Here is a 23,272-nt window from a genome sequence, read left to right as displayed (position 1 = left end):
GAGAATAAAATGGCACGTATCAAACTCGACCATATCCGCCACGCCTACATGCCGAACCCGCAGTCGGATGCGGACTACGCGCTGAAGGAAGTGCATCACGAATGGAACGACGGCGGCGCCTACGCTCTGCTCGGACCGTCCGGCTGCGGCAAGACCACGCTGTTGAACATCATTTCCGGATTGCTGCAGCCGTCGGAAGGCCGCATCCTGTTCGGCGACCGCGACGTTACCAACCTGTCGACGCAGGAGCGCAACATTGCGCAGGTATTCCAGTTCCCGGTCATCTACGACACCATGACCGTCTACGACAATCTCGCCTTCCCGTTGCGCAACCGCAACGTCCCGGAAAGCGATGTCGACAAGCGGGTCCGAGAGGTCCTCGAGATCATCGATCTGGCCGACTGGTCGAAGCGCAAGGCGCGTGGCCTGACCGCCGACCAGAAGCAGAAGATCTCGCTCGGCCGCGGCCTCGTGCGTTCCGACGTAAACGCCATCCTGTTCGACGAGCCGCTGACCGTCATCGACCCGCACATGAAGTGGGTCCTGCGGTCCCAGCTCAAGCAGCTTCACCGCCGTTTCGGCTTCACCATGGTCTATGTCACGCACGACCAGACGGAAGCGCTGACCTTTGCCGACAAGGTGGTCGTCATGTATGGCGGCGAGATCGTGCAGATCGGTACGCCGGAAGAGCTGTTCCAGCGGCCGCGCCACACCTTCGTCGGCTATTTCATCGGTTCGCCGGGCATGAACGTCCTGCCGGCAAAAATCGATGGCGCCAGCGCCGTGGTCGGCGGAGAAACGATCGCGCTCGGCTTCGCGCCGGAGTTCAAGTCCGGTGCCCGCACCGAGATCGGCATTCGTCCCGAATTCGCGACGCTTGGCCGCGAAGGCATGCCCGTCAACATCGCCAAGGTCGAGGACATCGGCCGGCAGAAGATCGTCCGTGCCGAATTTGCCGGTCAGCCCTTCTCGATCGTCGTGCCGGAGGACGGCGAAATCCCGGCCGATGCCCGGCTTTCCTTCGATCCCGCTGCAATCAATGTCTACGTCGATTCCTGGCGTGTCGGACCGGAGGCCTGAGAGATGGAAAAACCCTGGAACAACAAGGCCTGGTTTCTCGTCCTGCCCGTGCTCGTGCTGGTGGCGTTTTCGGCCGTCATCCCGCTGATGACCGTCGTCAACTATTCGGTTCAGGATACCTTCGGCAACAACGAGTTCTTCTGGAACGGAACGGACTGGTTCACCGAACTTCTGCATTCGCCGCGCTTCTGGGATGCCCTGATGCGCAACCTGATCTTCTCCGGCATCATTCTCGCAATCGAGATCCCGCTCGGCATCGTCATTGCCCTGAACATGCCGAAGAAGGGACTTGGCGTCTCCTTCTGCCTCGTGCTCATGGCGCTGCCGCTCCTCATTCCGTGGAACGTCGTCGGCACCATCTGGCAGATCTTCGGCCGCAGCGACATCGGTCTCCTGGGCTATGTTCTCGACCGGCTGGGCCTCGACTACAATTACGTCGCTGATCCGTTCGATGCCTGGATTACCGTCGTCGTCATGGACGTCTGGCACTGGACCAGTCTCGTCGTGCTGCTCTGCTATGCCGGCCTCGTCTCGATCCCGGACGCCTACTACCAGGCGGCCAAGATCGACGGTGCATCGCGCTGGGCCGTGTTCCGCTTCATCCAGCTGCCGAAGATGCAGCGCGTCCTGACGATCGCCATCCTGCTGCGCTTCATGGACAGCTTCATGATCTACACCGAGCCCTTCGTCGTCACCGGCGGTGGCCCTGGCAATTCGACGACGTTCCTGTCGATCGACCTCGTCAAGATGGCGCTCGGCCAGTTCGACCTCGGTCCTGCGGCCGCCATGTCGATCGTCTACTTCCTCATCATCCTGCTTCTGTCATGGGTCTTCTACACCGTCATGACCACAAGCGACGCAAAGAACTGAAAGGAGAGCCGTCAATGAGCACCGCAAAACGCAGAGACGGTTCCCGCTTCTCCTGGCTGGTTCCCACCCTCTACATCCTCTTCCTGCTGCTGCCGATCTACTGGCTGGCGAACATGAGCTTCAAGACCAACGAGGAGATCATCTCGACGATGACGATCTTCCCGCACAATCCGACGCTCGCCAATTACCGGACGATCTTCACCGACAGCTCCTGGTACATGGGATATGTCAACTCGATCATCTACGTGGTGCAGAACACCATCATTTCGATCGCCGTTGCGTTGCCCGCAGCTTACGCATTCTCGCGCTACCGCTTCCTCGGCGACAAGCATTTGTTCTTCTGGCTTTTGACCAACCGCATGGCGCCGCCGGCCGTCTTCGCACTACCGTTCTTCCAGCTCTATTCGGCCTTCGGCCTGATCGACACGCATATCGCGGTGGCGCTCGCCCACTGCCTGTTCAACGTGCCGCTGGCCGTCTGGATCCTGGAAGGCTTCATGTCGGGCGTGCCGAAGGAAATCGACGAAACCGCCTATATCGACGGTTACTCCTTCCCGCGCTTCTTCTTCAAGATCTTCATGCCGCTGATTGCGTCGGGCGTCGGAGTGGCCGCCTTCTTCTGCTTCATGTTCTCCTGGGTCGAGCTTCTGATCGCCCGCACCCTGACGACGACGGACGCCAAGCCGATCGCCGCCGTCATGACACGCACGGTGTCTGCCGCCGGCATGGACTGGGGACTGCTCGCAGCCGCCGGCGTGCTGACGCTCGTGCCGGGGGCGCTCGTCATCTACTTCGTCAGAAACTACATCGCCAAGGGCTTTGCGCTGGGGAGGGTATGACAATGAACTTCGATTTCTCCTGGATGGCGTGGACCTGGCCGACGGCGATCTTCTTTCTGACGATCCTCGCTCTGCTCGTCGGCATGGGCGTGTGGGAATACGTTTCGCCCGGCGGCAATCCGCGCGTCGGCATCCTGCGCTTCGAAACCACGCGCGGCGACCGCCTGTTCGTGTCGCTGCTCGGCAGCGCATTCATAAACCTCGCATGGCTGGGTCTGACAGACCTCAGCCTGTGGTGGGCTCTCGGACTGTCCGTGATCTACGCAATCGTCGTGTTCCGGACTGTCTGATGCCAAGGAAGACCGGATGGGGGGAGGGGTTCCGTCCATCTGACTGTGTAAGTGCAATCGCAATTGGGAGGTAACTATGCGAAAGCATCTATTGACGACTACGGCGGCCATGCTGCTTGCCCTGACCGGCACGGCATTTGCCGGCATGGACGAGGCGAAGCAGTTCCTGGATGAGGAGATCGGCGATCTTTCGACCCTGTCGCGCGCCGACCAGGAAAAGCAGATGCAGTGGTACATCGACGCGGCCAAGCCCTTTGAAGGCATGGAAATCCACGTCGTTTCCGAATCGCTGACGACGCATGCCTACGAATCCAAGGTGCTCGCACCCTGGTTCTCGAAGATCACCGGCATCAAGGTGATCCACGACATCATCCAGGAAGGTGACGTCGTCGAAAAGATCCAGACCCAGATGCAGACGGGTCAGAACCTTTACGACGGCTGGGTGAATGACTCCGACCTCATCGGTACCCATTGGCGCTACCAGCAGGTCCGCAACCTGACCGACTGGATGGCCGGCGACGGCAAGGACGTCACCGACCCGATGCTCGATCTCGCCGACTATGTTGGCACGTCGTTCACCACCGCGCCGGACAAGAAGCTCTACCAGCTTCCCGACCAGCAGTTCGCGAACCTCTACTGGTTCCGCTACGACTGGTTCAACGACGACAAGACCAAGGCCGACTTCAAGGCGAAATACGGCTACGACCTCGGCGTTCCGGTCAACTGGTCTGCCTATGAGGACATCGCCGAGTTCTTCACCGGCCGCGACATGTCCTACATGGGCGGTCCGAAGAGCGTCTACGGCAGCATGGACTACGGCAAGAAGGACCCGTCGCTCGGCTGGCGCTTCACCGACGCCTGGCTGTCGATGGCCGGCAATGGCGACAAGGGCCTTCCGAACGGTCTGCCGGTCGACGAATGGGGCATCAAGGTCGATGAAAACTCCCGTCCGGTCGGCTCGTGCACCGCACGCGGTGGTGACACCAACGGCCCCGCTTCGGTCTACGCCATCCAGAAGTACCTGGATTGGCTGAAGGCCTATGCTCCGCCGGAAGCCCAGGGCATGACCTTCTCCGAAGCCGGCCCGGTTCCGGCCCAGGGCAACATCGCCCAGCAGATCTTCTGGTACACCGCCTTCACCGCGGACATGGTCAAGGACGGCCTGCCGGTGGTGGGCGAGGGCGGTTCGCCGAAGTGGCGCATGGCTCCGAGCCCGCATGGCGTCTACTGGAAGGACGGCATGAAGCTCGGTTACCAGGACGTGGGTTCCTGGACGCTGATGAAGTCGACACCGACCGACCGCGCCAAGGCTGCATGGCTCTACGCGCAGTTCGTCACCTCCAAGACTGTCGATGTGAAGAAGAGCCACGTGGGTCTCACCTTCATTCGTGACTCGACCATCCACGACAAGTCGTTCACGGAGCGCGCTCCGAAGCTCGGCGGTTTGATCGAGTTCTATCGTTCGCCGGCCCGCGTCCAGTGGTCGCCGACCGGCACCAACGTTCCGGACTATCCGAAGCTTGCACAGCTGTGGTGGCAGGCAATCGGCGATGCGTCCTCGGGTGCGAAGACCGCCCAGGAAGCGATGGACTCGCTCTGCGAAGCGCAGGAAAAGGTCATGGCCCGTATCGAGAAGTCCGGCGTTCAGGGCGATATCGGCCCGAAGCTCGCCGAAGAGCATGACATCAACTACTGGCACGACGATGCCGTGGCCAAGGGCAACCTTGCTCCGCAGCTGAAGATCGAGAACGAGAAGGAAAAGCCGGTCACCGTCAACTACGACGAACTGGTCAAGAGCTGGCAGAAGTAAGCCGGTTCAACCTTTACGAATATAGGAGGCCGGGGAGCGATCCCCGGCCTTTTTCGTCCGCTATCGCTGATGGCGAATCTTCCGGTGACCGTGATCCTTCGCGGACCCGGAAATCTGCTTCCAGAGCCGCCAGCCGAGGAAGACGGTAATCGCACCCGCGGCCAGCATCCCGCTCACATTCGAGGCGAGGTCGGCGATCATAAGGATGTTGTCGCTGAACGCCATGCCAAGGCCGACATAGAGCGACACCCAGACGAGTTCGCCGAGCGCCGCGGGCAAAGAGAACCGCCACCACGACATCCCCGCCGCACCGGTGATCAGGTTGACATAGGGGCCAAGCGGGCTGAACAGCCAGCGGCTCAGGAAGACACCGATCGCACCGCGCTTCTCCAGCATGCCGTGGGCCCGCGCGAGCAGGTCGCGCCGGGCCGGCGACCGTTCGATGGATGGAATGATGAAGCGCCCGGCAAGGCGGCCAGCGAAAAAGCCCGTCTGGTCACCGGCGAGCGCCGCACCATAGGCCGCCATGAAGACGGGCGTGAAGGCGAGATCGCCGGAGGTGACCAGCGATCCGCTCATCAGCATGACGAACGAACACGGCACCGGCAGTGCCAGGCAGCTCAGAAAGACGATCAGTGCCAGAAAGGGAATGCCGTAATTCGTCGCGAGCGTGATCAGCTGCTCGCTCATTTGACGGGCCTTTCGGCATTCAGCTTCGTCAGCGTCGCATCGAGCCGCGCCTTCAGCTCGTCGAGCGTCATGCCGTTGTCCCCGGCGATCTGTTCGAGCGTGCGCCGGTCATGCGGCTTGATGAGGCGGAGATCGGCATCAATGTCGCGCGGGTCCAGATGATAGGAATGCGCGACATAGCCGATCGTCATCCAGCCTTCGAGCGGCTGGTTCCAGTGCGCCGGGTCGTTCCAGTAAAGCGCAAACAGGATGGAGCGGACGGCGAAGAACAGCGTGACCGCCGCCATCAGCACGAAGGCCAGCACAAGCAGCCTGTTCTTATGCCAGAGCGTGACGATGGCGTTCATGATCTCTTTCTTTCATCGACCCTCAGAGCAGCGCTTCCTTTGCAGCAGCCAGGCAGCGCTTGAAGGCATCCAGATCCGTGTACAGCCGATCGGCCGGCGCATTGCCGACGATGACCTTGCCGCCGCGGCGTTCGACGCCGCCCTGCAGCATCAGATTGTCGATCATGTCGAAATCCTCGATCGAAAGCCCGTCCGGGCCACGCACATGGCCGTCATCAGTCGGCGCAGCCATGCCCTTGTAGTATTCCATCACGCGCTCGTAGTGACCGGCTGCCACATTGGTATAGGCGAAGACCGGCTTGCCGAGCGCGCACATGAAGCCGAGCTCGAACGTCGTACCGACATCGGCGGCGATGCCGCGAAACGGCGTCAGGTTGGCGATGATCGCGTCTGCCTCCAGCATCATCTTCTCGTCGACGGCGCTGATCGCCAGCCCGAATTCCTTCTTGGTCTCGGTCGGCTCGATGTCGAGATCGCCGGGAGAGAGCGGCGTGAAGCCGGCCTCGCGGGCAAGCGCCGCCTTGCGGTCGAGAATGTCGCGGGCATTGGCCAGGAACACTTCCGGGCCGGCGAGATACACTTTCTTGGTCATTGTTTAGCAGAATCCTTTGAATATGCCGCCCATTCTTGACGGTGCCGCGGTTCTGCCGCAAGAAAAATCCGGAAGAAACCGCACCCGTTCGACGCAGTCGAATGTGGTATCCGCCCGGCCCAAATTGCGCTATAGCGCCCCTTTGCGCTTGGGCGAACAGGAAGACGAGTAAGGAAAGCACGATGGCAGAGATCCGGTATCACGAAGGCGATATTTCCGAAGCGGACGCAGCGCGTTATACCGATGCGATCGCCATCGATACGGAAACGCTCGGCCTGATCCCGCGCCGCGACCGCCTTTGCGTCGTCCAGCTGTCGCCCGGCGACGGCACGGCTGACGTCATCCGCATCGCCGCCGGACAGAAGGAAGCGCCGAACCTCGTCGCCATGCTCGCCGACCCGAAGCGCCAGAAGATCTTCCATTTCGGCCGCTTCGACATCGCCGTTCTGTTCCACACCTTCGGCGTGACGACGACGCCGGTATTCTGCACCAAGATCGCCTCGCGCCTGACCCGCACCTATACCGACCGCCACGGCCTGAAGGACAATCTGAAGGAGCTGTTGGAGGTCGATATCTCCAAGGCGCAGCAGTCTTCCGACTGGGCAGCGGAAACTTTGAGCCCGGCACAGCTCGAATACGCCGCCTCCGACGTCCTGCATCTCCACGCCCTTCGCGACAAGCTCGTCGAGCGTCTGAACCGCGACGGCCGCATGGAGCACGCCAGGGCCTGCTTCGAATTCCTGCCCACCCGCTCCAAGCTCGACCTCCTCGGCTGGGAAGAAACCGACATCTTCGCCCATAGCTGAGCGGTTCCCGCGACGGCTGATGGCCGCGCCTCCGCTGAAGCGGGGGCGCCGTAAAAGGAATCTTAACGGAACCGGCGGACAATCCTGCCCGAGCGTCCGTGCCGCCAGGGCCGGATCCGCATAACAGGCAGTACCGGTTTCGTCTCATGAAGAAGCGATCGCAGAAGGGCATGATTGCCGCAGCGCTGGCCGCCCCCGCGGGCGTCAAGAAGAAGCTTGCGCCGGAGATCGAGCATCGCGTCCAACCGGCAAGCCTCAGGAAACTCGGGGAAATTCATCCCTATTTCCCGCGCGTGAAGATCGAGCCGCCGCCGCTCGACTATGATCCGGATTACGAAATGCCGGCCTACCGGGACGACGTGCCGGACGAGCCTTCCCAGCCGGAGGAAAAGTCCGCCAGGGCCACCTGGCTCGATGCCGTCAAGCCGAACGACGATGCCGATGCGCCGCGGACGGCAAAGGGCATCTCTGCCGTCAACTCCGACGACAACGGCATTTACCGCTTTTTCCGCAACAGCTGAGTTGGTCGCCGCTTACGCGGTCGCACGCTTGCGGATATCCTCGAACGACCAGTCCTTCAGGAGTTCGCCGTTCTCCCAGACCGGAACCAGACTGTTGTTCTGGCTGCCCAATTCCTCGATCCGCACCGCCTGCAGCTCGCCGTTTTCCGCGGGCGCGACCGCCTGTCGCCCGGTCTTGTGCGGTGTTTCGTGAATGTGGCCCGGACGAAGCTGGATGTCGTGCCACTTGCCGTCCGTGTCGAGCCGGGCATTGGTGCGCATGGTGAAGCCGTAATTGCCGCGTCCGACATCGTGCAGCAGACCGGCGCCGATCCCGAAGGAGATGTTTTCGGCCGAGAAGCCGGTCGCTTCCAGCCGCCTCAACACCATCAGCATGTCCTCCGGCAGGATGCCGCCGCTCTGGATGACGTGGACATTGCCGTTCAGGACCTTGTAGCCCTTGGCGTTCTGATGCGTGCCGAAGGCATAGGCGAGCTGTGAAATTGCCTGGATCGGCGTGTCGATCGGATCGCCCCGGTCCGGCCGGATGATCAGCCGGCCTTGCGGCTGCATGACCTTGTCGTGCAACGCCTTGCCCCAGATTTCCGAAATCGCGTAGTTGAGATCGAAACTGTCGGAGACCACCGCATAGGGGCCGGTGGCCGAAAACGTATCGATCATGTGGGCGTAGGCTTCTTCCTCGCGCGCCTGCCCCCAGGCCGCCATCGTCGCATGCTCCGAGGCCGGGTAGGAGTGCCCCGCCATCTCCGCGCCGTAATAGGCGCGGGCGTTGAGGACCCCGGCGATCGTGTCGGTGCGGTCGAAGAACAGGAGGTGCGCGGCGCTGCCGATGCCCGCCTGCTCGAGGCTCGCCATGCCGCGCGCGCCGAAGTCGTGCAGCCGCGAAGGCAGGACCTTTTCGGGTGCGTCGCAGGTCTGGACGATCAGCGGCTTCAGCTGCTCGCGGATGCCGCGCGCCTGGCTGGCGATCGTCGAGGGATACCAGATGGCCCGCGTCAACGCCGTTTCCAGATGCGAGACAGTCCATGGCACCTTCGGGTCGGTGCTCGTCAACTGGAGAACGGGAACGCCGCGCCTGACGACACTGCCTTCCGCAAGCGCCTCGATCCTGACCGGCAGATGGCCGCCATGCTCGGCGAGGATATGGTCCCATCCCTCGCGGTCGAACGGCAATCCATGCGCATCCACGATCTCGGCTGCCTCGTCGATATCGGTCGCGGTCACGGCCCGGGCCAGATAGGCCTTCAGGAACATCTGCAGTCCGAAGAAGACGACGTCCGGACCCTCCGATTGCCCGCGCGTCTCTATATGCGCCGAGATCGCCGTCGTGCCGGGCGGAAACTGCAGGAAATGGCTGAGCTTGTAGCTGTCTGTGTTCAGGATCGGATTAATGTTGTTCATCGTCGCTCCCCGCGGCCGTCGGCTATTAAGCGCGCGACCTGCCAAATCGGCATGAGCTGTAGCTTATGTGGCTTTCGCGATGCTGATGATGTCGCTTTGTTAACCTTGGTTAGCGGATTGTTAAGATATTGCCGTCATGCTGCAGGCATGAATTTCCGCATTCTGCGATGCAATGAGGCATCACGCGGCGCCTGACGGCCGCTCGAGAATGCAAGGGAGCGCATGAGCGGTCCTGTTGTCCATCCTGCGACGTTCACCCGATCAAACGCCCGGAGAAAGCAGATGCTGCCTCCCGTAAGAGTGGAAGCCAGTTCCGCCGTTTCAGCCAAGGCCCAGGGCACGGTCACGCCGAAAGCCTCCGTGGTGCCGGCTGCCGCCGTGCGTCCGGAGCTCGCCAAGGCCGTAACCCATGTCGCCAATGTCGAGCCCGGCCAGTTGAACGTCCTGTCCTTCGGGTCGAGCGATCCGTTCCCCGCCGCCCTGCGCACGATCGCGACGCAGCTCGGCGACGTGCTCGGCATGACCCGTGGCGATGCCGAATCCGATTCCGCCTTCGCGCAAAGGCTTGCCGCCGCAATCCGAAATCTTCCGGCGGCATCGCGCGCCGCGGTCGAGAAGATGATCAGCCAGGCCCTGAAGACCGTCCAGCTGCAGACGCTTCTGGAGGTTCTGGACTCGCCCGCCGGCGTGCAGGCGGCGCGCATCGCCGCGCTGCTGGAGGGCGGTCGCGCCCGTGACGGCGAGGCGGTCACCCGCAACGTGCTGGAATCCTATCATCAGAACGAGGGAGAGGATGCGGACGCGGTCGCCGAACCTCTCCGTCAGACGCCCCAGTCCCGCGGAGAGGCCCCCGCTGCCGGTTCGCCGGCAAGACCCGCCGCCACGCAGCAGCAACAGGCGGTACGCGTGGAACAACAGGTTTCGGCGCCGGCTGCGGCACTCGCCGGAGGCGAAGATGATGCGCCGTCTGTGCCAACAAACATCCGCCAGGCTGCTGTGCAGCATTCCGCCATCGGAGAGCCGCCATCAGTCAAGTCGGAAGCGGCGGATGTCCAGGCACTCCGCCAGCGGCTGGAGCGTGCTTATGGTCCCGATGGCCAGCCGTCCGTCGAGCCGGAACAGGCCGAGCCCCGGCAGCCGCCGGTCGCCAACCAGAATGCGGCGCGCAACGCAAGCAGCGAACGCCATCAGACGCTGCAGATACTGAAAGGCTGGACCGAGGTCGTCAACGACCGCCTGATCGCCAACGCGATCCGTGATCCCGAACAGGTGGCAAAGGCCGCCGAACTCGTAAAGGCCCTGTCGCAGGCCGAGCTGCCGAAGGCCGCCGTCTCCGCGGCGGCGCGCCCGGCCGGTCCGTTGCCGCCACACGCCGCTGGTACGGCAGCTCCCGAGGCCGGTCAGGCGCTTGCACCTGCGGAAGATGATACGGCCCTGATGCGCGAACTCGCGCGTCCGGCGACGGCTGAAGCCACCCGCCACCCGGCCTCCGAGCCTCAGGCGCAGACCCGGGATCCGGCAACGGCAAACTCCTCCACGACACGCCAGGCCCTTCTCCCGGAAGGCGCCCAGACCCTTGCCGCGCAGGCGATGGTAGCGCAGTCGAAGGACGGCATTCCCTTTGCGCAGGTCGGCTATCTGACGGCGCAGGACGATCTGCCGGAAGAGAAGAAGCGCCGCCGTTATGCGCAGCCGGATGGCGAGGCCGAGGGACAGGCAGGCGACGAACAGGCCACCGGCGAGCAGCACGAAGACGCGGATGACGGCCAGAACGGCGAGCGCCGCACGCCGCGCATGATCTCCGACGAGGACGGCCAGAAGGCTGCCGATGATGTCGACGATCCGATGTACGATCTCTACCAGCGCATGGCCGGCCTCAACTGACGCATCCTGAACCCGGGCAAAGAAAAACCCGCCGGAGATGTCTCCGGCGGGCTTTTTGTTTCAAACCGTAAGGGAACGATTACTCGTTGCCGCGGTTCTTGAGCGCTGCGCCCAGGATGTCGCCGAGCGAAGCGCCAGAGTCGGACGAACCGAACTGTGCGACGGCTTCCTTCTCTTCTGCGATCTCGAGAGCCTTGATCGACAGCATGACCTTGCGGTCCTTCTTGGAGAAGTTGGTGACGCGGGCGTCGACAACCTGACCAACGGAGAAACGCTCCGGACGCTGTTCGTCACGGTCACGCGACAGGTCGGCGCGACGGATGAACGCGCTGATGTCTTCGTGGTTGACCAGCTTCACTTCGATGCCACCATCGTTGACGGCGGTAACTTCGCACGAAACGACGGCGTTCTTGCGCAGGTCGCCGGAAGCGGCGGCTTCGCCAACCGAGTCCTTGCCGAGCTGCTTGATGCCGAGCGAGATGCGCTCCTTGTCGACGTCCACATCCAGAACGACAGCCTTGACGACGTCGCCCTTGTTGAACTCCTCGATGACCTGTTCGCCCGGACGGTTCCAGTCGAGGTCGGAGAGGTGAACCATGCCGTCAACGTCGCCGTCGAGGCCGATGAACAGGCCGAATTCGGTCTTGTTCTTGACTTCGCCTTCGACTTCAGTGCCGGCCGGATGCGAGTGAGCGAATGCTTCCCACGGGTTTTCAAGCGTCTGCTTGAGGCCCAGCGAGATGCGGCGCTTGGTCGGATCGACTTCGAGAACGACGACATCGACTTCCTGGCTCGTGGACAGGATCTTGCCGGGGTGGACGTTCTTCTTGGTCCAGGACATTTCGGAAATGTGGATCAGGCCTTCGATGCCCGGCTCCAGCTCGACGAACGCACCGTAGTCGGTGATGTTCGTGACGGTACCGGAGATCTTCTTGCCGACCGGGTACTTCGCGCCGATGCCATCCCACGGATCTGCTTCCAGCTGCTTCATGCCGAGCGAGATGCGGTGGGTTTCCTGGTTGATGCGGATGATCTGAACCTTGACCGTCTGGCCGATGTTCAGGATTTCCGACGGATGGTTCACGCGGCGCCATGCCATGTCGGTGACATGGAGCAGACCGTCGATGCCGCCGAGGTCGACGAACGCACCGTAATCGGTGATGTTCTTGACGACGCCTTCGACAACCTGGCCTTCTTCAAGGTTCTGAACGATTTCAGAACGCTGCTCGGCACGGGACTCTTCGAGAACCGTGCGGCGCGAAACCACGATGTTGCCGCGACGCTTGTCCATCTTGAGGATTTCGAAGGGCTGCGGGTTGTGCATGAGCGGGGTGACGTCGCGGATCGGACGGATGTCGACCTGCGAACGCGGCAGGAAGGCGATCGCGCCGTCGAGATCGACGGTGAAGCCGCCCTTGACCTGGTTGAAGATAACGCCTTCAACGCGCTCACCGGCTTCGAACTTGGCTTCGAGCTTGACCCAGCTTTCTTCGCGGCGAGCCTTCTCGCGCGACAGAACAGCTTCGCCCAGCGCGTTTTCGATGCGGTCGACGTAGACTTCGACTTCGTCGCCAACCTTGAGCGTGCCGTCCTTGGCACGGGCGCCGAATTCCTTGAGCGGTACGCGGCCTTCGACCTTGAGGCCGACGTCGACGATCGCGACGTCCTTTTCGATTGCGGTCACGATGCCCTTGGCAACGTAGCCTTCAGCGAGATCGTTCGTTGCAAACGATTCTTCGAGGAGGGCTGCGAAATCCTCCCGCATAGAGGTATCTACTGACATGAAATCTCCAAACTGCGATCCGGTGTTCTGGACCGCGCATACGCCGGTGGGTTTGTGTTGAACACGAGGCTGCTGCTTCTTCCGCCCTGTCGTCTTGATCTTTGTGTGACAGGGCAAGTCCGGCGCGGGGAAAAAGGTCCAGCCTATTTCAAGGCGGCGTCGACAATAGCCTTCGCTGCCTGAAACGCGGCCTCTATACCCATTTCGGACGTATCTATCAAGTGCGCGTCTTCCGCTGGCCGCAAAGGGCTGTCGGCCCGTCCGCTGTCGCGCGCATCGCGCTTGACGATGTCGGCGAGGATCTCGGCAAAATCAGCTTGCTTGCCGCCCGCCCGGATCTCGTCGAAACGGCGCCTGGCGCGCACCTCCGCTGAAGCCGTCACATAGAGCTTCACGGCAGCATCCGGGCAGACGACCGTGCCGATGTCGCGCCCGTCCAGCACCGTGCCGGGCTCCTTGCGCGCAAACGCCCGCTGCGCCTCGACCAGCGCCCGGCGCACCGATGGCATCACGGCGATCTTCGAGGCGGCTTCGCCGATCTCGTGGGCCGACAGCACCGAACGGTCGAGCCCGGCAAGATCGACCTTCGCCGCCATCCCGGCGGCCACGGCCTCGTCATCGAGCGGCAGCCCGGCGTCGAGAAGCGCCTTGGCCGTGGCGCGATAGGTCAGCCCCGTGTCGAGATGGTGAAAGCCGTACTCCTCGGCAATCCGGCGTGAAAGCGTGCCCTTGCCGGCTGCCGCCGGCCCGTCGATGGCAATAATCATAGTGGGTTCCATACGTCCTGTAAGCCGATGCGCTTAATAGACACAATGGAAGCATCTGCCAATCTTGATCAGACCTCCTGCCTTATATCACCGGTTTCTATGCTGACGTGACAGCGCATAAACCCGAAAAATCAGCCAAAAGATGAGAACTGCAATGGCGAGCATCATAAATGCGGGAAAGATCGGCCCAGATGGAAAATACGGTGCGATGTGCTGATCGATAAACTCGATCTGCCATCTGCGGAAGTGGTGGTGTGCATGAGGATCTGAAAATGGTAGGCCACGAAACAGACGTCGTACGCCACCAAACAAGCTCGCTTCCAGCAATGCTGCCATTGCTAGGAGCAAAACCAATTTCGAGATTGTCTTGATCGACAATGTGAAGGCGACGAAATCGGGAGTGTACGCCTCTCGGGAGTTGATGTCTCGCGCTCGCAATATGCCCAATCGCAATATCCGGCTGATAGCGACCCACAGCGAAAAATAGGGGATGAGCATGGCGACACTCAGTCCAAGCGCTGTAAGTCCGTCAATTTGGCCCATCCACCAGCGGCCATCAAGGACTTGGAGGAGGATCAGGCATGGCAGAGTCGAGATTAGAATCCAGAACGCCAGGGTGTTGAACCGCTGCAATTCGCTCTCGCGAAGACATTCGAGAGCGGAGCGTGGAAAAATGCGCGGGGCGTTGGAGATCTCCGGCTTTCTCCAGGCGAATTGTCTCAACCTTCGTTTCTCCATGGCTTTTCCGTCTCACGATGCAAGAAGAGGAAGGATTGATGGCGCTTCTTCCGAACTTGCATTTTCAGTAGCGGGATCTCCTTAAGGTTGATTTAAGTGGCAGCTCGCAATTGAAATGACGCCATCGAAGGTTTGTTGCGATGAATTGTGCCGCCAGGGCTTCCGGATGCGGCGTGGTCTGTCATCCATCAAAGTTTGCCTTTGACAGAAGCGGGCGCAGGCAGTATGGGGACCGCCAACGTTTTTAACCGGCATGGCCCGGTCTGGCGGCACGAACCGCTTTTTCCCGGCACATATTCAAGAGGCTTTGACAGTGGCAAAAGCAGAACTTGGAACGAAACGCATCTGCCCCGACACGGGCAAGAAGTTCTACGACCTCAACCGCAACCCGGTTGTCTCTCCCTATTCCGGCAATTCCTGGCCGCTTTCCTTCTTCGAGGAAACGTCCGCCATCGCGGTGATGGAGAAGGAAGAGGAAGAGGACGTCGCGGAAGTCGATACCGAGAACAACGAAGTCGAACTGGTGTCCCTCGAGGATGCCGACGGCAACGATTCGGGCGACGATATCCCGGATATGGGTGATGACGACGATGTCGATCTCGGCGACGACGATGACGACGACACCTTCCTCGAAAGCGACGACGACGACGATGACGACGACATGTCCGGCCTGATCGGCGTCGGCGGCGACGACGACGAGACCTGATTTTGCCAAGGCGAGCCCGGTGCCGACAAAAAAATTCCGGGCTCGCGATTTTGGGGCTTGCCATCTTCCGACACAGGAAGTAGTAAGCCGCCACCCGACGGGCTGAAGCCCACCGGGAACCAGCATCCGGTCAGACCGGAACCCTTGGAATGGGGCTATAGCTCAGCTGGGAGAGCGCTTGCATGGCATGCAAGAGGTCAGCGGTTCGATCCCGCTTAGCTCCACCAAACTTTTCCAGCTTTCGAAGAAATTTATCGAAAATTGCTTTGGTGTGTAGGTCTTTGTGGCGACGCTCAATGTGAATTCTGGTGCAAGCCAGCTTTTCACCTCAAAAAGTGGAAAATTGATTCACAGTATGTCAAACGCGGCGCCTTCTTTAGAATACGATTCCTTGAGCTGAACTATGCAAAACCTTATATAAATGAGGCGCTCGGGAGCCTGACATTTATGGCGTCGATACTACGGTATCGCCCGGCGTCTATTTTCTTCGAAGATCTGGCCTGAATCGGTCGCGAGGGTGATGCACGATCCCGTGGCCTAAGGTTGTGCCATCTGGCTTTCGACGTAGACGCGGCTTGATAATTGCCGCAAGTTCGCCGTCTCCAGTCGAATAGGCTCTATGGATGGCTCCTGCTACAAAATCGGCAAGCTGAATTCCGATGGAGTGGCATGAGTCTTGAAGAAATAGGCCCTCAATCAGTTTATTGTAACCCGATATGGTGTTGCCCGGCTTGGCAATAAGTGTGTCATGATGTGCCCTTAAAAGCCGATCATCATCTTTGCCGCGATGGTCTGCTATGACCACGCCCAAACTCTTCTGATCTTGCAGGAAGTACTGAAACCGTTCGGTCAGAGGCTTATAAGCGAAATGATACAGCTCGCGCTGGCTTGAAATTGAGGCGTAAGCAAAGGCTGCCTCTATGTCGGTCACGCAAGCGATGATCGTCAAAGGGCTTTTGGCTATCAGTTTGGCTAGTTCTAAGCTTAATGCCTTTCGTTGTTGAGCGGTCTTGGCTCTCAATGGGTTGTCCGGCTGCTGATTGTGGGGTGCGAAGTATCGCCACTTGAGCTCGCCCTTGATGCCATGTCTTGAGGTGTAGCCGCGAACCAGTTTGGCAATCTCGTGCCACCGCCAAGCGTCAATCACAACTGCACCCAGCGTGAAGTAAGGCTGATTGGGATTTGGTTTGGAGGGCGGCGTTCCGCTTTCATCGATAAAACACAGATGCATCCAATCCCTCTCGTAGCTTCCGTGGTCAGAGCTTCTTTTGTTGGAATGCTGAAGTCTGGTTGGGTGCGGCTAGCCAAAATAAGGTAAAAGAGTGAGAACTTTCGGGCAATCTCTCACAAGGTTGGCTATGAGGGAATTCCCATCTGCTATTATAAAGCCCTCATGGACCAACCAAGTATTGTTGTATCCTTCCATGGTGATCGAGTACTGGCTTCTCCGGCCGAACCTTTGCGACCTGAGTCTGTCCACTCTGAATGCAAGCCAAGGCCTATCGTATTTCCTGTCGTCTTCGTGATTGTAAACCATAATGGTCGGGGGGGGGGCTAGCTGTCGTACGCAAAGCTGAGCTGTAGCCAATCACTCTCGGAGCCCCCTCACGTCTTGTCCACCGGCTTGCTGCGCAGGCGCATGACGGTCTCGCGTTCGGCGCGGCGGCAGCTGACGGGCGGCAGGCCCTTGGCGATCTGCCCGACGTCTTCCATCACGCGGCGGCCGATGTCCTGAAGGGCGCTGGTCAGCGCGCCGGCGCGGTGCGGGGAAAACAGCGTGCCGGGAAGCGACCGCACCGGATCGCCGGGCGCGACCGGTTCTTCCGGGAAGACGTCGGTCGCAAAGCGGATATGGCCCGAGCGTACGAGATGCCCGACCGCGTCGAAATCCGCGACCGCCGCGCGCGACAAGAGGATCAGCGACGCGCCCTTCTGCATCTTCGGCAGGTTGGTCGCATTCAGAAGATGCTGGTTCTCCGTGGTGATCGAGGCGACGACAAAGACGAACCGGCTTTTGGTCAGCACCTCGTCCAGGCTCGCCGGCGTCACGCCGATGCGCTCCAGGTGGCCGGCCGGCAGCCACGGATCAAAGACGCGGATCGTCTTCGGCCGGAAGCCGGGCAGCAGTGCGAAGAGCGCGCGGCCGAGATCGCCGAAGCCGATGAAGCCGAACTCGGAGCCCGTCAGCAATTCCGCCTCGCCATTGCCTTCCAAGCCGTAGCGCTCGCTGCCTTCGGCAAAGCGCTTGTGTTCGCTGTGAATGCCGCGCGCCAACGAGATCGCCATGCCGAGCCCCATTTCGGCGACGGGTAACGCGAACACGCCGCTCGGCGCCAGCACATGGATGCCGCGGGCGAAACAGGTCTCGTAATCGATGTTCGGCAGGAAATTGGTCTCGACGTTGAAGATCGCCTTCAGCTTCGGCGCGCTGTCGAGCCGGGCCCTGTCCATCGGCTGCTGGCTCATCAGGATCTCGCAGTCGGGCAGATGGCGGCTGTAGAACGCATCGCGATCGCCGCCGTCATAGACCGCGACATCGTGCTCGGTCATCAGCCGGCGATGGTTCTCCGCGTCGAAAATCTCGGCGGCCGTGCGCGGCGCCGGATCCAGAATGATGCGCATGCTTTTCCTCCCGAATGCGTTTTGCTGCATCCTACAAAAAACGATTTACACTGTAAAACGATTTATGTAGTGTTGCTGTGGGAGGAAGGCATGGCAGATCACAAGACGGGCGAAAGCCCGCTCGCATCGGTGGTGTCGATCAAGGACGTGGCGGAGCGCGCCGGCGTTTCGCCGGGCAGCGTCTCCAATGTCCTGAACGGCAAGCGGCGGCAGGACGATCCGATCGGCCGGGCCGTGCTGGAAGCCGTCAAGGCGCTCGACTACCGGCCGAACCCCATGGCCTCCAGCCTTCGCCGCGCCGACAGCCGCGTCATCGGCCTCGTCATTCCCGATTTCCAGAACCCCTTTTTCGCCGAACTCGTCTCCGCGCTGGAGCAATCCGCCGAAGCGACCGGATACCGCATCGTCGCCACCTCCAGCCGCGAAACCGTCGACATCGAGGCGCGCGAAATCCGCGAACTGCTCGGCTGGCGGGTCGCCGGCCTTCTGCTGGCGCCGACGATCGGCAGCCGCAATGCCGAAACCCAGCTCGCCGCGCAGGCGGTGCCGTCGGTCATCGTCGACCGTGTGTCGGAGGGCCTGCCGATGGATGGCGTCGGTGTCGACAATGCCGTGGCGACCGGCGCCGTCATGCGCGACCTGATCGGCCTCGGCCACCGCCGCATCCTCGTTGCCTATTTCGACGATGCCGTCGGCAACGTCGCCGAGCGACTGGCCGGGGTGAAGCAGGCGGTCGCAGGCAGGCCCGAAGGGCTTTCCGTCGATTATCTCGCCTGCGGCCCCACCGTCGAAAGCGCTCAGGCGGCGCTCGAAGGCTATCTTGCCGCGCACCCGATGCCGTCTGCCTTCTTCTGTCTCTACAACACGGCGACGCTTGCCGCCTATGCGGCCATTGCCCGTCGGGGCCTCGCCGCCGGGCGCGACGTGGCGCTTGCCGGTTTCGACGACAGCGCCTGGATGGCGCAGATGACGCCGCCGATCGCGGCCATCGTCCAGCCGGTCCAGGCGATCGCGCAGAAGGCGTGGGAATTGCTGATGGCGCGGATCGGCGGTGAACAGGGCCCGCCGCGCGTCGAGCGTCTCGCCTGCAGCTTCGAGCGGCGCGGCACCCTTGTGGGGCCGGCCTCGGGGGAGGCGAGCGGACATTAGGAATTGGCGCCGGCGGGCCGTCACGCCGGCAGCCATTGTGGAGCACATGAGGAGATGTGTTTCGGGCGGCGTCAAAAAGTGGAGGAAAGCATGCTCAGGAAATTGCTCATGACCGTGGCCATCGGGGCGCTCGCGACCCAGGTTCACGCCGAGGAAAAGACATACGGCGTCCTCATGAAGACGCTGTCAAACCCGTTCTGGGGCGCCATGGAACAGGGCGTCAAGGACGGCGCCCAGGAAGCCGGCGTCAAGTACTACCTGCAGGCCGTCGAAAGCGACCAGGCAGCGGAACCGCAGCTCAACGTCTGCAACACCATGCTGCAGCAGAAGCCGGATGCGATGATCACCGCGGCGATCAATTCCACCATCCTTCTGCCCTGCCTCAAGCAGGCGACCGACATGAATATCCCGGTCGTCGATCTCGACGGCAACCTCGATCACAAGATCGCCGCGGATGCCGGTGTGAAGATCGCCTTCTCGATCGGCTCCGACAACGTCGCGGCCGGCGGTCAGGGTGCGGAATACCTCGTCAACAAGCTCGGCAAGGACGCCAAGGGTCCGGTGCTGGTGATCGAGGGCCTGTCCGGCAACGTCACCGGCCAGAAGCGCGCTTCGGGCTTCGCCGAAAAGCTGAAGGAACTGGCGCCGGGCCTCGAGATCGTCGCGTCGCTGCCGGGCGACTGGGACCGCGGCAAGGCCGCCAACATCGCCAACGACACGCTGACGGCGCATCCCGACCTCGTCGCCATCTTCGCGGCCAATGACGGCATGGCGCTCGGCGCTGTCGAATCCGTCTTCGCCGCCGGCAAGCAGGACCAGGTTACCGTCATCGGCGTCGACGGCAATTCCGATGCCGTCAAGTCGATCAAGGCCGGTCGTCTCTCCGCCTCCGTCGCCCAGCTTCCCTATCTGGTCGGCAAGCAGGCGGTGGAAGACGTCACCAAGGTCCTGGCCGGCGAAAAGATGCAGGACTGGATCTACGTGCCGACGCTGGTGCTGACCAAGGATGTGCTCGAGAAGGGCACCGAACCGATGCTGGAATACGTCAAGTAAATCCGGCTCCGGCAGGCGGTCGGAGGATCGCCTGCCGGCACTCAATCAATCGGGATAGTCCATTATGAAAGTGACATCGCTGCTGGCACGCGCGCATGTGCGGGCGGAATCGCTCGCCGTGCTGATCGCGCTCTGCGTGATCATGACGATCATCTCGCCGGTCTTCTTGAGCGTCGGCAACATCTTCAACATCATCCTGGCGACCGCCACCTATGGCATTCTGGCGATCGGCGCGACCTTCGTCATCAGCGCTGCCGGAATCGACCTGTCGCTCGGCTCCGTGCTCGGCCTTGGCTCCGTGACGGGCGCTTTTCTGGTCGTCAATCTCGGCCTGCCCTGGCCGTTCGCCATCATCGGCAGTCTCGCCGCCGGCATGTTGGCCGGCTGGGTCAGCGGCATCATCATCGTGCGCGGCCGGGTGCCCGCCTTCATCGTCACGCTCGGCATGCTCGGCATCGCGCGCGGTCTGGCGCTGATCATTTCCAACGGCCGAGGCATCTACGGCCTGCCGGAGGAAATCCTGTTTCTCGGCCAGGCGCGCCCCTTCGGCGTCCCGACGCCGGTCTATATCCTCGTCATCGTCGCCATCGTCTCGCACTACATTCTCGCCCACACGCCATTCGGCGCCCACACCCTGGCGCTTGGGGACAGCGAGGCTGCTGCGCGCGCCACTGGCATCAACGTCAAGCGCCAGCGCCTGCTGCTCTACACGCTGTCTGGTTTCATGGCGGGGCTTGCCGGGCTGATGTTCAGCGCCCGCGTCAACACCGGCGATCCGACGGCCGGCCTCAATTACGAGCTGCTCGCCATCACGGCGGCCATCATCGGCGGCACCAACCTGTTCGGCGGACGAGGCTCGATCCTCGGCACCATGATCGGCGCGCTGATCATGGGCGTCCTGCAGAACGGTCTCAACCTGATGGCCGTCCAGGCCTACTACCAGCAGATGGCGATCGGCATGGTCCTGATCGCCGCCGTCTGGCTCGATCAGGTGCGCAGCCGGGGGAGGATGTGACATGACGCTTCTCAAACTCACCGACGTCCACAAGTCCTTCGGGCCCATCAAGGTCCTGCACGGCGTCAATCTCGAGATCGCCGCGGGCGAAGTCGTCGGCCTCGTCGGCGATAACGGTGCCGGCAAGTCGACGCTGATGAAGTCGATCACAGGCGTCTATCCGATCGACGAAGGCACCGTCAGCTTCGACGGCGAGGACGTGACGCAGAAGGATCCCGGCGAGCGCCGCTCGCGAGGAATCGAGATGATCTATCAGGATCTCGCACTCGCCGCCCAGCAGGACATCGCCAACAACATCTTCCTCGGCCGCGAACCGACCAAGCGGTTGTGGGGCATCCTGCCGAACTTTATCGACAAGGCGAAGATCGACGCCGAGGCGCTGAAGATGATCAAGCGGCTCGGCGTGCGCATCCCCTCGATCCACGTCCCCGTCGGCACGCTGTCGGGCGGCCAGCAGCAGACGATCGCGATCGCGCGGGCGCTCACCTTCCAGCCCAAGCTCGTCATCATGGACGAGCCGACGGCCGCGCTGGCGGTCCGCGAGGTGGAAAGCGTGCTGACGCTCATCAAGCAGATGCGCGACGACGGCATCGCCGTCATCCTGATCAGCCACCGCCTGAACGACGTTTTCGAGGCTTGCGGGCGCATCGTCGTGCTTCGCCAGGGCAGCGTGATCGCCGATCTGAAAAAAGAACAGACCAACATGAACGAAGTCGTCTCCTACATCGTAGGCGCCCACGGCTGAGGCCTGAAAGGAAACACCCATGCCACGTCTCGGATTGCATTCTCTCGCTGTCACGCCGCTCTGGAATCCGGCGGAAGCCGACAGTTATTTTCCCGGCATGAAGGCGCTCGGCGTCAGCGCCTTCGAGGTGCCGTTGCTCGACCCGGCAACCTTCGACAGCCGCGGCACGCGCGCCGCCTTCGAACGCCACGGGCTCATCCCCATCTGCTCGCTCGGCCTGCCGGACGTAATCGACATCGTCAACAGGCCGGATGAGGCCGCGACATTTCTGGATGCGGTCGTCACGGCGGCGAAGGAAGCGGGTTCGGATGTTCTGTCAGGCGTGACTTACGGAACGATCGGCAAGGTGTCCGGCAGTCCGCCGACCAAAGCCGAGCATGACGCCATCGCCCGGCTGATCGGCCATGTCGGCAAGACGGCGAAATCGCTCGGCATGCGCCTCGGGCTGGAACCCTGCAACCGCTACGAAACCCACCTGCTTAACACCGCCAAGCAGACCGCCGCGATGATCGAGCGCATCGGCCTCGACAATCTCTTCATCCACCTCGACACCTATCACATGAACATCGAGGAGCAGGGGCTGTCGCGTGGCTTCGAGGAAGCCGGCGAGCATCTCGGCTATGTCCACCTGTCGGAAAGCAATCGCGGCGTCCCGGGCCTCGGCACGATCGATTGGGATGATGCCTTCGCCGGTCTGAAGGCGGTCGGCTTCGACGGTATCATGACGCTGGAAAGCTTCGTCCATGTCGCCCCCGAGCTTGCCGGCGGGCTTGCAGTCTGGCGGCCGGTGGCCGACAATCCCGACGACGTCGTCGCCAGGGGCATTCCGTATTTGGCCGAGGCGGCAAAGCGGGCAGGAATCACCATAGAGGCACCATGAGCAGACAATCCGTTTCCGCCGACGAACTCGTCGAGATCATCAGGAACGCGTCCTCCGGCAATCGCATCATCGCAGCGGTTGCCGGGCCGCCCGGCTCCGGTAAGTCGACGCTTGCCGATGCGCTGGTCGAACGGCTGAACGCCATCGAGGCCGGAAGTGCGGCGGTCCTGCCGATGGACGGCTATCATTATGACGACATGGTGCTCGTGCCGCGCGGACTGAGGCCACGCAAGGGCGCGCCGGAGACTTTCGACGTCGCCGGCTTCCGCCACATGCTGAAGAGGCTGAAGGCCAATGACGAGCCGGAGATCGCCGTTCCCGTCTTCGACCGCTCGATCGAGATCGCCCGCGCCGGTGCCCGCATGATCGGCCGCGAGGTCCGCTATCTGGTCGCCGAGGGCAACTATCTTCTGCTCGACGAGGATCGCTGGCGCGAGCTGAAGGATTGCTACGACATCACGGTGATGATCGAGGAACCGGAAGTGGTCCTGCGTGCCCGCCTCAAGGAGCGCTGGAAGGCGCTGACCGGTCAGGCGCTGATCGACAAGATCGACGGCAATGATCTGCCGAACGGCCGGCGGGTGATGACCGGCAGCGTGGACCCGGATTACGTCGTTTCTGCGAGCTGATTCACGTCCACGCCGGCCGCAATCGGTCGCCCAGCTATCCAAAATTGGGAGCATT

At 61.9% G+C, this 23,272-nt stretch carries 24 protein-coding genes and 1 tRNA gene; 16 read left to right on the top strand and 9 right to left on the bottom strand.

Annotated features, from left to right (window positions below; genetic code table 11):
* Positions 1-9 precede the first annotated feature (9 nt).
* From NN662_RS18590 to NN662_RS18570, 5 genes are all read left to right on the top strand, one after another.
* On the top strand, positions 10-1,080 hold the full coding sequence (locus NN662_RS18590) for an ABC transporter ATP-binding protein (RefSeq protein ID WP_261931696.1): 1,071 nt from the start codon (positions 10-12) through the stop codon (positions 1,078-1,080).
* 3 nt (positions 1,081-1,083) lie between these two features.
* Positions 1,084-1,950, top strand: a complete 867-nt coding sequence (locus NN662_RS18585) for a carbohydrate ABC transporter permease (RefSeq protein ID WP_261931695.1) — start codon at positions 1,084-1,086, stop codon at positions 1,948-1,950.
* A gap of 14 nt (positions 1,951-1,964) precedes the next feature.
* Positions 1,965-2,789, top strand: coding sequence for a carbohydrate ABC transporter permease (locus NN662_RS18580; protein ID WP_261931694.1), 825 nt, complete (start codon positions 1,965-1,967; stop codon positions 2,787-2,789).
* Entirely contained in the window at positions 2,786-3,079 is a 294-nt protein-coding gene (locus tag NN662_RS18575; protein ID WP_261931693.1) for a DUF2160 domain-containing protein, read from the top strand. The genes NN662_RS18580 and NN662_RS18575 overlap by 4 nt, the downstream gene beginning before the upstream one ends.
* Before the next feature lie 76 nt (positions 3,080-3,155).
* Entirely contained in the window at positions 3,156-4,889 is a 1,734-nt protein-coding gene (locus NN662_RS18570; protein WP_261931692.1) for an ABC transporter substrate-binding protein, read from the top strand.
* Positions 4,890-4,949: 60 nt separating this feature from the next.
* Here the strand turns inward: NN662_RS18570 and NN662_RS18565 are convergent, their stop codons facing one another.
* From NN662_RS18565 to NN662_RS18555, 3 genes are read right to left on the bottom strand one after another with little or no spacing between them, the layout of a single operon-like run.
* Positions 4,950-5,579 carry a DedA family protein gene (locus tag NN662_RS18565; protein WP_261931691.1) on the bottom strand — a complete coding sequence of 210 codons (630 nt, stop codon included), beginning with the start codon at positions 5,577-5,579 and terminating at the stop codon, positions 4,950-4,952.
* Entirely contained in the window at positions 5,576-5,926 is a 351-nt protein-coding gene (locus tag NN662_RS18560) for a hypothetical protein (protein WP_261931690.1), read from the bottom strand. The genes NN662_RS18565 and NN662_RS18560 overlap by 4 nt, the downstream gene beginning before the upstream one ends.
* A 22-nt stretch (positions 5,927-5,948) precedes the next feature.
* Complete coding sequence (locus tag NN662_RS18555) at positions 5,949-6,518, bottom strand: nucleoside 2-deoxyribosyltransferase (protein WP_261931689.1); 570 nt, start codon at positions 6,516-6,518, stop codon at positions 5,949-5,951.
* 182 nt (positions 6,519-6,700) lie between these two features.
* On the opposite strand from NN662_RS18555, the gene NN662_RS18550 reads away from it, so the two are divergent.
* Both NN662_RS18550 and NN662_RS18545 read left to right on the top strand, forming a co-directional pair.
* Positions 6,701-7,324: a ribonuclease D gene (locus tag NN662_RS18550; RefSeq protein ID WP_261931688.1), complete on the top strand. Its 624-nt coding sequence runs from the start codon at positions 6,701-6,703 to the stop codon at positions 7,322-7,324.
* Positions 7,325-7,470: 146 nt separating this feature from the next.
* Complete coding sequence (locus NN662_RS18545) at positions 7,471-7,845, top strand: hypothetical protein (RefSeq protein WP_261931687.1); 375 nt, start codon at positions 7,471-7,473, stop codon at positions 7,843-7,845.
* Between the two features lie 12 nt (positions 7,846-7,857).
* Here the strand turns inward: NN662_RS18545 and NN662_RS18540 are convergent, their stop codons facing one another.
* A complete protein-coding gene (locus NN662_RS18540) occupies positions 7,858-9,246 on the bottom strand; it encodes a nicotinate phosphoribosyltransferase (RefSeq protein ID WP_261931686.1) in 1,389 nt (462 codons plus the stop codon).
* A gap of 282 nt (positions 9,247-9,528) precedes the next feature.
* Here NN662_RS18540 and NN662_RS18535 point away from each other — a divergent pair, with 282 nt between their 5' ends.
* Entirely contained in the window at positions 9,529-11,130 is a 1,602-nt protein-coding gene (locus NN662_RS18535) for a hypothetical protein (protein ID WP_261931685.1), read from the top strand.
* Positions 11,131-11,209: 79 nt separating this feature from the next.
* On the opposite strand, the gene rpsA is transcribed toward NN662_RS18535, so the two are convergent.
* The 3 genes from rpsA to NN662_RS18520 all read right to left on the bottom strand — a co-directional run bounded on the left by rpsA (position 11,210) and on the right by NN662_RS18520 (position 14,418).
* Positions 11,210-12,913 carry a 30S ribosomal protein S1 gene (gene rpsA / locus NN662_RS18530; protein WP_261931684.1) on the bottom strand — a complete coding sequence of 568 codons (1,704 nt, stop codon included), beginning with the start codon at positions 12,911-12,913 and terminating at the stop codon, positions 11,210-11,212.
* A 143-nt stretch (positions 12,914-13,056) separates the two neighbouring features.
* Positions 13,057-13,680: a (d)CMP kinase gene (cmk, locus tag NN662_RS18525; protein ID WP_261931683.1), complete on the bottom strand. Its 624-nt coding sequence runs from the start codon at positions 13,678-13,680 to the stop codon at positions 13,057-13,059.
* An 87-nt stretch (positions 13,681-13,767) separates the two neighbouring features.
* Positions 13,768-14,418 (bottom strand): hypothetical protein, encoded by a 651-nt coding sequence (locus NN662_RS18520; protein WP_261931682.1) that lies wholly within the window; start codon positions 14,416-14,418, stop codon positions 13,768-13,770.
* Between the two features lie 313 nt (positions 14,419-14,731).
* On the opposite strand from NN662_RS18520, the gene NN662_RS18515 reads away from it, so the two are divergent.
* Both NN662_RS18515 and NN662_RS18510 read left to right on the top strand, forming a co-directional pair.
* Positions 14,732-15,124, top strand: a complete 393-nt coding sequence (locus NN662_RS18515) for a TIGR02300 family protein (RefSeq protein ID WP_261931681.1) — start codon at positions 14,732-14,734, stop codon at positions 15,122-15,124.
* A 151-nt stretch (positions 15,125-15,275) separates the two neighbouring features.
* Positions 15,276-15,351 (top strand) — tRNA-Ala (locus NN662_RS18510).
* Positions 15,352-15,602: 251 nt separating this feature from the next.
* Here the strand turns inward: NN662_RS18510 and NN662_RS18505 are convergent.
* Positions 15,603-16,355, bottom strand: a complete 753-nt coding sequence (locus NN662_RS18505) for a DUF3800 domain-containing protein (RefSeq protein ID WP_261931680.1) — start codon at positions 16,353-16,355, stop codon at positions 15,603-15,605.
* Positions 16,356-16,729: 374 nt separating this feature from the next.
* Complete coding sequence (locus tag NN662_RS18500; protein WP_261931679.1) at positions 16,730-17,746, bottom strand: NAD(P)-dependent oxidoreductase; 1,017 nt, start codon at positions 17,744-17,746, stop codon at positions 16,730-16,732.
* A gap of 90 nt (positions 17,747-17,836) precedes the next feature.
* Here NN662_RS18500 and NN662_RS18495 point away from each other — a divergent pair, with 90 nt between their 5' ends.
* From NN662_RS18495 to NN662_RS18470, 6 genes are all read left to right on the top strand, one after another.
* Positions 17,837-18,895 carry a LacI family DNA-binding transcriptional regulator gene (locus NN662_RS18495; protein WP_261931678.1) on the top strand — a complete coding sequence of 353 codons (1,059 nt, stop codon included), beginning with the start codon at positions 17,837-17,839 and terminating at the stop codon, positions 18,893-18,895.
* A 108-nt stretch (positions 18,896-19,003) separates the two neighbouring features.
* Entirely contained in the window at positions 19,004-19,948 is a 945-nt protein-coding gene (locus NN662_RS18490) for a substrate-binding domain-containing protein (protein ID WP_261931677.1), read from the top strand.
* Positions 19,949-20,012: 64 nt separating this feature from the next.
* Positions 20,013-20,963 (top strand): ABC transporter permease, encoded by a 951-nt coding sequence (locus NN662_RS18485; protein WP_261931676.1) that lies wholly within the window; start codon positions 20,013-20,015, stop codon positions 20,961-20,963.
* A gap of 1 nt (position 20,964) precedes the next feature.
* The gene (locus tag NN662_RS18480) at positions 20,965-21,708 is read left to right on the top strand and encodes an ATP-binding cassette domain-containing protein (RefSeq protein WP_261931675.1); all 744 of its coding nucleotides are present in this window, start codon (positions 20,965-20,967) and stop codon (positions 21,706-21,708) included.
* Positions 21,709-21,727: 19 nt separating this feature from the next.
* Positions 21,728-22,588 carry a sugar phosphate isomerase/epimerase family protein gene (locus tag NN662_RS18475; RefSeq protein ID WP_261931674.1) on the top strand — a complete coding sequence of 287 codons (861 nt, stop codon included), beginning with the start codon at positions 21,728-21,730 and terminating at the stop codon, positions 22,586-22,588.
* Positions 22,585-23,217 carry a nucleoside/nucleotide kinase family protein gene (locus NN662_RS18470; protein WP_261931673.1) on the top strand — a complete coding sequence of 211 codons (633 nt, stop codon included), beginning with the start codon at positions 22,585-22,587 and terminating at the stop codon, positions 23,215-23,217. The genes NN662_RS18475 and NN662_RS18470 overlap by 4 nt, the downstream gene beginning before the upstream one ends.
* Positions 23,218-23,272 lie beyond the last annotated feature (55 nt).

The sequence above is a fragment of the Rhizobium sp. NRK18 genome (assembly GCF_024385575.1).
Lineage (GTDB): Bacteria > Pseudomonadota > Alphaproteobacteria > Rhizobiales > Rhizobiaceae > JANFMV01.
This window is presented reverse-complemented; position numbering and strand designations above follow the sequence as displayed.